The sequence below is a fragment of the Paracoccus sp. (in: a-proteobacteria) genome (assembly GCF_046462195.1).
Classification (GTDB): Bacteria; Pseudomonadota; Alphaproteobacteria; order Rhodobacterales; family Rhodobacteraceae; genus Paracoccus.
Genome location: NZ_JBKGUN010000142.1, coordinates 1 through 8506, shown reverse-complemented (window position 1 = coordinate 8506; position 8506 = coordinate 1). Strand labels below are relative to the sequence as shown.

Annotated in this window: 7 protein-coding genes and 1 pseudogene; 1 reads left to right on the top strand and 7 read right to left on the bottom strand. The window is 67.5% G+C overall.

Features of this window, described 5'->3' with window-relative positions:
* The 5 genes from ACLHHB_RS09240 to ACLHHB_RS09220 form a co-directional block, all read right to left on the bottom strand.
* A partial coding sequence (locus tag ACLHHB_RS09240; protein WP_410217987.1) for an aminopeptidase P family N-terminal domain-containing protein occupies window positions 1-658 on the bottom strand: 658 nt, incomplete at its 3' end.
* Window positions 655-1347: a metal-dependent hydrolase gene (locus tag ACLHHB_RS09235; protein WP_410217986.1), complete on the bottom strand. Its 693-nt coding sequence runs from the start codon at window positions 1345-1347 to the stop codon at window positions 655-657. The genes ACLHHB_RS09235 and ACLHHB_RS09240, both read right to left, overlap by 4 nt.
* Window positions 1348-1434: 87 nt before the next feature.
* Window positions 1435-3171 carry a single-stranded-DNA-specific exonuclease RecJ gene (recJ, locus tag ACLHHB_RS09230; protein WP_410217985.1) on the bottom strand — a complete coding sequence of 579 codons (1737 nt, stop codon included), beginning with the start codon at window positions 3169-3171 and terminating at the stop codon, window positions 1435-1437.
* A gap of 56 nt (window positions 3172-3227) precedes the next feature.
* A complete protein-coding gene (gene glpX, locus ACLHHB_RS09225; RefSeq protein WP_410217984.1) occupies window positions 3228-4193 on the bottom strand; it encodes a class II fructose-bisphosphatase in 966 nt (321 codons plus the stop codon).
* An 82-nt stretch (window positions 4194-4275) separates the two neighbouring features.
* The gene (locus ACLHHB_RS09220) at window positions 4276-4527 is read right to left on the bottom strand and encodes a BolA family protein (RefSeq protein ID WP_410217983.1); all 252 of its coding nucleotides are present in this window, start codon (window positions 4525-4527) and stop codon (window positions 4276-4278) included.
* A gap of 81 nt (window positions 4528-4608) precedes the next feature.
* Between ACLHHB_RS09220 and ACLHHB_RS09215 the strand changes: the two genes are divergently transcribed.
* Complete coding sequence (locus ACLHHB_RS09215; protein ID WP_410217982.1) at window positions 4609-5238, top strand: DnaJ domain-containing protein; 630 nt, start codon at window positions 4609-4611, stop codon at window positions 5236-5238.
* Between the two features lie 45 nt (window positions 5239-5283).
* Here the strand turns inward: ACLHHB_RS09215 and lnt are convergent, their stop codons facing one another.
* Entirely contained in the window at window positions 5284-6822 is a 1539-nt protein-coding gene (gene lnt, locus ACLHHB_RS09210; protein ID WP_410217981.1) for an apolipoprotein N-acyltransferase, read from the bottom strand.
* Between the two features lie 584 nt (window positions 6823-7406).
* Window positions 7407-8506: pseudogene (locus tag ACLHHB_RS09205) on the bottom strand (DEAD/DEAH box helicase); the annotation flags it as partial.

Below are 8506 nucleotides of genomic sequence, written 5' to 3'. Positions count from 1 at the left end.
TGGGCAGATCGCTGCCCCGGATGTTCAGAAGCCAGGAGATCGAGTCGGGCAGGGTCAGCAGGGCCGCCGCCTGACCTGCTGCCTTCAGTTCCGCCGCCAGGCGGGCGCGCTTCTGGGCCGACGTTTCGCCGGCCAACGTCTCATCATGAATGCGGGCGGCACCCATGGGCGGGGCCGGACGGTCCGGCCAGACCGCATCGACAGGGTTGCTGTCCAGCGCGACCAGTGCCAGACCGCTGCCCTCCAGCGCGGCCTCCATGGTCTCGATCTCGCGCCGCGTGTGCAGCCACGGGTCGAAACCCACGCGTCCCCCTTGGGGCAAGGCTTCGCGCAGCCAGTCGGAGGGGCGCGTTTCGGGCCAGGGGACAGGGGTGAAGTGGCGCAGGTCGATCTGGCCGCGCACCTGAACCCGGTAGCGGCCATCGATGAAGACGCCGGCACGATCCAGCGTTGCGATGGCAAAGCCGGCGCTGCCGGTGAACCCGGTCAGCCAAGCCAGCCGCGCATCCGCATCGGCCACATATTCGCCCTGATGAACGTCGGCACGGGGCACGATGACAGCCACCAGCTGCGCGTCACGCATCACGCCGCGCAGGGCGTCCAGACGGGCTGCGTGATTGCCGCCACCGGCCGGGTCGTCGAAACTCTGGAAACTCACAGCTCGATCGCCTTCATGACGTCGGGTTCGATCACGCGCACGCCCGGCAGTCCTTCGATCAGGGCCGCCGCGTCCTGTTCCAGCGCGGGAAATGTCTTGTAGTGGCAGGGGATCACGATCTTGAAGTCGAAATACCGCCTGGCGGCATAGGCCGCGCGCGTCATGTCCATGGTGAAGTGACCGCCGGCGCTGAGAATGCCGATGTCGGGTTTGTGCAGGTCCCCCATCCAGTCCATGTCGGCCATGATGTCCGTATCACCTGAAACATAAAGAACATGGCCATCCCCCGCGATCATGTATCCCGCCTCGTGGCCTGCATAAAGCGGCCCATCCGTGCCGGGGATCGAACTGGAATGGCTGGCATTGACCATCGTCACCTTGGCGCCGCCGAGATCCACCGTGCCGCCCTTGTTATAGCCGATGGTCTTGATGCTTTCGGTGTTTTCCCAATGGCTCATCAGGTCATAGATGCCGACAACGGGAATTTTCAGCTCTTTCGCCAGTGTCAGCGTGTCACCGCTGTGATCGCCGTGGCCATGGGTCAGCAGGATATGGGTTGCGCCCTGAACCGCTTCGTCGCGCGCGCCCTCGGGAAAAGCGGGATTGCCGGTCATCCACGGGTCGATGAGGATGACGGCATCCTCGATTTCGAGCCGGAAGCCCGAATGGCCAAGCCAGGTCAGTTTCATCGTTGTGTCCTTTGGCGTCGTTCTGCGAAGGTTAGCGGCGCGATCGGCCGTTGAACAGAACAACCCTTTGATCGGGCGCGGGTTGCCTCAGACCGGGGCCGCATCGTCAAGCCGCAGGCGCAGGCGCTCGCGCCCGCCCCAGGTGGACAGCTCCAGCTTGCCCGCCAGATGAAAGCGCCGGCCCTTGGCGCCGATCAGGGCCGGACCAAGCGGCCCGTCCATCGCCCCCCACGCCACGGCCTCCAGTGCAGGGGCACCGGGGCTGCGGAACTGCAGGCGCAGGTGCCGGTCCCCCATGGTGGCCGCGCTGTCGATCAGCTGGTCCGCAAAGGCAAAGCGCGGGGCAGGGGCGGCCTGACCAAAGGGGCCGGCATCCTCCAACATGCGATAAACCTGCGGCGTGGCGCCCGAAGGCTCCAGAAGGCCCGAGATGCGCAGGTCGCCCGCGCCTGTCCGTCCCGCCAGATCGCCTGCGATCAGATCGGCCAGACGCTCCATCGCAGGGACGATCATGTCCTGGGCCACTGTCAGGCCCGCCGCCATCTCGTGCCCGCCGCCCTTGACCAAGAGGCCCTCGCGCGCCAGCCGCTGGATCGCGCGGCCCAAATCGACGCCAGGCACCGATCGCGCGCTGCCCTTGCCGATGCCTCCCTCGACGCCGATCACGACCGAGGGGAGGTCCGTTGCCTCCTTCACCCGCGCGGCGACGATGCCGACGACACCGGGATGCCAGCCGGGACCTGCCGCCCAGGACAAACGTCCGTCACCGCGCGCCTCGACCTGCGCCAGTGCCTCGGCCCGCACGGCAGCCTCGATCTGGCGGCGGTCGCGGTTCAGGTCGTCCAGTTGCTGCGCCAGGCGGGCGGCATCCTGAGGGTCGCGGCATGACAGGCACAGTGCCCCCAGATCGGCGCGGCCGACGCGCCCGCCGGCGTTGATGCGCGGTCCCAGCAGAAAGCCCAGATGAAAGGCCGCCGGTGGCCCGTCCAGCCGGGCGATGTCGGACAGGGCCACCAGCCCGTGACGCTGCCGCCGGGCCATGATGGCCAGCCCCTGCCGGACAAAGGCACGGTTCACCCCGACCAGTGGCGCCACATCGGCCACGGTTGCCAGCGCGACCAGATCCAGCATCGACATGAGGTCCGGCTCGGGCAGTCCCCTTGTGCGCAGGACGCGCCCCGCCTGCACAAGCGTCAGGAACACGACCCCGGCAGCGCAAAGATGCCCCAAGGTGCCATCCTCGTCGATGCGGTTGGGATTCACCACCGCCAGCGCAGGGGGCAGGGTTTCGCCGCCAAGGTGGTGGTCCAGCACGATGACGTCGCAACCGGAGGCGGCGGCCAAGGCATCGTGGCTCAGGGTTCCGCAATCCACGCAGACGATCAGGTCATGCCGGCTGGCAAGGGCCGTCATGGCGGGAACGTTGGGGCCATAACCTTCGTCGATGCGGTCCGGAATATAGAGCGTCGCCTGCCGGTCCTGCCGGTGCAGCCAATCCAGCAGCAGCGCCGCGGACGACCCACCATCGACGTCGTAATCCGCAAAGATCGCAATGCGCTGGCCTGACACGGCTGCCTCGACCAGGCGTTCGGCCGCGAGGGCCATGTCGCGCAGGCAGAGCGGATCGGGCAGCAGGTCGCGCAGTCTGGGGGCCAGAAAACCCGGCACATCCTGCGGCTCGACCGCCCTTTCGGCCAGGACACGCGCCACGGGCAGGGGCAAGGCGGCCTGCTGGGCCAATCCTTCGGCCCGCCGTTCCATGTCAGCCTCGGGGCCGATCCAGCGCCGCCCGGTCAGCGAGCTGTCGATTCCCAGAAACGCCACGTTGCCTCGTCTTTGATTGCAGGTGGGGGATACGGCCCCTCGGCGCCTCCCTTACCCTACTTGATCGGATTGCGATAGATCATCCGGCGCACCGATCCGGTCTTGGACCGCATCAGGATCGTTTCGGTCGTAAGGTAACCCGGCTCACGCTTGACACCTGCCAGGATGGAGCCATCGGTCACGCCCGTCGCCGCAAAGATCACGTCCGCCGTCACCAGATCATCGCGCGCATAGATGCGGTCCAGATCCGTGATCCCGGCCTTGCGGGCGCGGCCCTTCTCGTCCTCGTTGCGGAACAGCAGCTTTCCCCACATCTGCCCGCCCATGCACTTCAGCGCCCCCGCGGCCAGAACGCCCTCGGGTGCGCCGCCGCTGCCCATGTACATGTCGATGCCGGTCAGTTCGGCCTCTGCCGTGTGGATCACGCCGGCCACGTCGCCATCCGTGATCAGGCGGATCGCCGCGCCCGTTTGGCGGATCTCGGCGATCAGATCCTCGTGGCGTGGGCGCTCCAGGATGCAGACGGTGATGTCGCTGTCAGAAACGCCCCGCGCGCGGGCCAGGGCGCGAACACGTTCGGCCGGGGCCATCCCGAGGCTGACGATGTCCTTGGGATAGCCCGGACCGATGGCCAGTTTTTCCATGTACACGTCGGGCGCGTGCAGCAGGGTGCCGCGGGGGGCCATGGCGATCACGGTCAGCGCATTGGGCATGTCCTTGGCGGTCAGGGTCGTCCCCTCCAGCGGATCCAGCGCGATGTCGACCTCGGGTCCCTGGCCGGTGCCCACCTCCTCCCCGATGAACAGCATGGGCGCTTCGTCGCGCTCGCCCTCGCCGATGACGACGACGCCCTTGATGTCCAACATGTTCAGCTGGTCGCGCATCGCGTGCACGGCGGCTTGGTCGGCCGCGCGCTCATCGCCGCGGCCGATGAGGCGGGCCGAGGCATGGGCCGCCGCCTCGCTGACCCGGGCGAGGCCCAAGGACAGCATCCGGTCATTGAAATCCCTCGGTGCGGTCATGTCCTTCGTCCCTCTCTCCTCCGGGTTCACGGGAGTTCTAGGGACGGGCAGCCGGTGCAGCAAGCCTGAGGGCGCTAACGGCTCAGCTTTCGTTCAACTCGAGCGCGAGGGCATGGATGCGCGGCATGATGTCGCCCAAGGTGTCGTGCACCAGCCGGTGTCGTTGCAGCCGGGTCAGGCCGGTAAAGGCCGGGCTGGCCATGCGGATGCGGAAATGGCTTTCACCGCCTTCGCGAAACCCGGAATGGCCGCGATGGCCTTCGCTTTCGTCCAGGATCTCCAGCAAGGTCGGGTGCAGCTGCGCCAAGCGCTGCGTCATCTGGTCTGCAATCATCGGGATATCCTTCCGTCAAGGTCTTTCATGTGCCGCCAAATAGCCTAAACTGCCGCCTCCGAGTCGCAAAGGTGCCCCCAAATGAGCAAGAACGACCCGTTCGGTTTCGACATTTCCGCCGCCAAGGACAAGAAGCGCAAGTCCAAGGGCCGGCGCGGAATGTCCGGCGCCTTCGAGACCTCCACCCGGGTCTGCGAACGCGAGGGCTGTAACGAGCCCGGCCAGTACCGGGCCCCCAAGAATCCCCGCAATCTGGATGATTACTTCTGGTTCTGCAAAGAACACGTGCGCGACTACAACGCGAACTGGAACTACTTCCAGGGCCAGTCCGAAGAAGAGTTCCAGCAGTTCATCGACAATGCGACCGTGTGGGAACGTCCGACAAAGCCGTTCGGCCGCGCCGCGCAAGAGGACAAGTGGGCCCGCCATGGGGTCAGCGACCCGTTGGAAATCCTGGGCGCCAACGGCACCGCGCCCGAGGCGCGCGCGCAGACCAGCACCCGCAAGCTGCCGCCGACCGAACGGCGCGCGCTGGACATCCTCGAGGCCAAGGACAACTGGACCCGCGCCGAGATTCGCAAGCAGTACAAGTCCCTTGTCAAGGACCTGCATCCCGACATGAACGGCGGCGACCGGTCCGACGAGGACCGCCTGTCCGAGGTGGTCTGGGCCTGGGACCAGATCAAGGACAGCCGCTTTATCCGCGATTGAGGCGATGGGGCGGGCGCCCCATCGACTCTTACGGCAGGATGAAGGTCATGCGCGGCGGCGCGGACGAAGCGCAGCCAGCAGGACCACGCCCAGCAGGATCAGCATCGGCGTGTTGCCAAAGCGGCTCCAGAGCGTCGGGGGCAGCGCACCCGGAAGGAGGGCGTCGATCTTGCCGGCCTCGTTCAAGCGCAGGCTGTGCAGGATGCGGCCCTTGCCATCGATCACGGCGCTGACGCCTGTGTTGGCGGCACGCACCAGCGGCAGGCCGGTCTCGATGGCGCGCAGGCGGGCCTGTGCCAGATGCTGATAAGGCCCTGAAATGCGTCCGAACCACGCATCGTTCGTGGCCTGCAGCAACCATCCCGGCCGCTGTTCCAGCCCGCGCAGGTGCTGGGGAAAGATCGCCTCATAACAGATCAGCGGCTGAAAGGCCGGACCCGTGCCCGCCGACATCAAGGCGGGCCCGGGACCCGCGGAATAACCGTTCCCCTGCTGTGCGGCGAAGGCCGTGACCCCTATCCGGGCCAGTGCATCCCCCCAAGGAATGTACTCCCCGAACGGCACCAGGTGGAACTTGTCGTAAACCTGTTCGACCACGCCTCCGGGGGCGACGGTCGCGAGGCTGTTGTAATAACGGCTGCCCTCGCGCCGCTGAATGCCCATGACTAGCGGGGCGCCTGCCGCCTGCGACATGGCCGGAAGCAGGCCGGTCGCGTCCTCCAGCAGGAAGTTTACAGCCGTTTCCGGCCAGATCACCAGATCGCGGCGGCCTGGCTTGGCAGACAGGTCCAGAAGGCGTGTAAAGAAGACCTGGGACCATTCCGGGTCCCATTTCAGATGCTGGGCCGCGTTCGGCTGGACAAGGCGCAGCATCACATCCGTATCGGCAGGAGCAGGTTGGGCCAGGCGCGCCAGTCCCGTTGCCCAGCTGGTGCCCAGAAGCAACAGCGCAACCGCAGCGCCCGGCAGCAGCCCTGCGCCACGTGGCAGGCGCGGGCGCCAGATCAGCACCGGCAGCGCCGCCATGGCCATGGTCAGCGCCCCAAGGCCCAAGGCCCCGGTCCAGGCGGCCAGCTGGCCTACCGGCGTTCCGATCCAGACGTGACCGATCAGGGCCCAGGGAAAGCCGGTGAAGATCCAGCCTCTCAGCCAGTCCGACAGGACCAGCGCCACTGGAATGGCCACCGCCTGCGCACGCCAGTGCGGCGCAAGACGGGCGGCCATCCAACTAGGTACCGCCCAGAACAGCGCGCCGCCCATTGCCATCAGCAGCAGGGCGAATGGCGCCATCCAACCGTGTCGGGCAATGTCCACGAGGAACGGTTCGGTGATCCAGAGCAGAGCCAGCGCGAACCAGCCGAAACCGGCAGCCAGCGCGTGCCAGAAGACCGCAGCGGGTCGCGCGCGTGCCATGCGCCATATCAGCGCCGCCAGCGCCAGGGGAGTGGCCGCCCAGACACCGAAGGGTGCCAGTCCAAGGGCGGCCACCAGCCCCAGCAGAAAATCTGCCAGCAGTTTTCGCAGGGGCGGACGGCCCCTGCGGGCCAATCGCGGCGGGCGCAGGCTGGAACGGCGTGGGCTCATTATGCCTCGGCGTCAGCGTCCTTGGGCTGCTCGCTTGCCTCAGGGGCAGGATCGGCCTTCTTGCGGCGCGCCCTCTTGGGTTTCGCTGGCGCGTCGCCTTCGGTCCCGGTCGGTGCGGCTTCCGCTTCGGCTGCGGTTTTCCGGCTGCGCGTGCGCTTGGGCTTGACTGGTGCCGCGTCCTCCGTTGCGACAGCGGCAGGCTCTGCCTCGGCCGCAGCTTTCCGGCTGCGCGTGCGCTTGGGCTTGGGCGCCTCCTCGGTCGGGGCTGTTTCCGGCCCGTCTGCCGCATCTGGCTTCTTGCGGCTGCGGGTCCGCTTGGGCTTGGACAGTACTTCTGCAGGTTCCGCTGCAACCTGCGGGATCTCGACCGTCTCTGCCTGCGGCTCGGGCTGTTCGGTCGTCACAGCGGGCGGGGGCGCGATATCGGCCTCCGCTGCTGCAGGTGCAGCCTGAGCCTCGGGCGTGACGGCCGGTGCCTCGACTGCGGGTTCAGGCTTGCGGCGGCCACGCGAGCGGCGCGAGGACTTGGCCGGCGCTTCGGCCACTTCCGCAGGAACGGGCTGGCGTTCGCGCTGTTCCGGCGCTTCGGGAGCATCGGCCGACACCAGGCCACGCAGTTCGACCAGCATGAATTGGGGCACATGATCGCCCATGCCCATCACAGGCTGGCCGCGTCCCTCCTGATGCGAACCGCGACGTCCGTCACGGCGCCCATCGTTGCGACCCTCGTTCCGCCCTTCGCGGCGATCCTCGCGTCGCGGTTCCTCCTTGCGGGCGGGCTCGGCACGGGGTTCCGGACGGGGCTCGGGCCGCGGCTCGGGACGGACTTCGGTCTGCGCCTCGACAACGGGCGCCTCGACGGGCTGGTCATCATCGCGACGACGGCTGCGGCGACGCTCACGCGTGCCACCCTTGCGATCCTCACGCTCGCGTTCACGCGGGGCGGGCGCACCGGCCGAAAGGGTAAAGCCTTCCGGCATCTCGACCCGGGGCAGGGACTTCTTCAGCAGTGCCTCGATGGCGGTCAGGTACTTCTCGTCCGAAGGGGTCGCGATGCTGACGGCCGTGCCAAGACGGCCCGCGCGACCGGTCCGGCCGATGCGGTGGACGTAATCCTCAGCGTGGCTGGGCAGGTCATAGTTGAAGACATGGCTGACGGCCGGGATGTCGAGGCCACGCGCCGCCACGTCCGAGGCAATCAGCAGGCGCAGCTTGCCGTCGCGGAAGGATTCCAGCGTGCGGGTCCGCTGGCTCTGGTCCAGGTCGCCATGGATGGGGGCGGCGTCATATCCGTGCTTGGCCAGCGACTTGGACAGGATGTCCACGTCCGTCTTGCGGTTGCAGAAGATGATGGCGTTGGTCAGCCCCTCGCCCTCGGCATCGATCAGCGCGCGCAGCAGGTCGCGCTTCTGCTTGGCGGCCAGGTCGCGGCGGGTGGGGGCCAGTTCGATCAGGCGCTGCGTGATCGTCTCGCTGGCGGTGGCCTGACGGGCAACCTCGACACGTTCGGGCGCGTGCAGGAAGGTGTTGGTGATGCGCTCGATCTCGGGGGCCATCGTTGCGCTGAAGAACAGGGTCTGGCGCGTGAAGGGGGTCAGTTGGAAGATGCGCTCGATATCGGGGATGAAGCCCATGTCCAGCATGCGGTCGGCCTCGTCCACGACCATGATCTGCACGCCGGTCA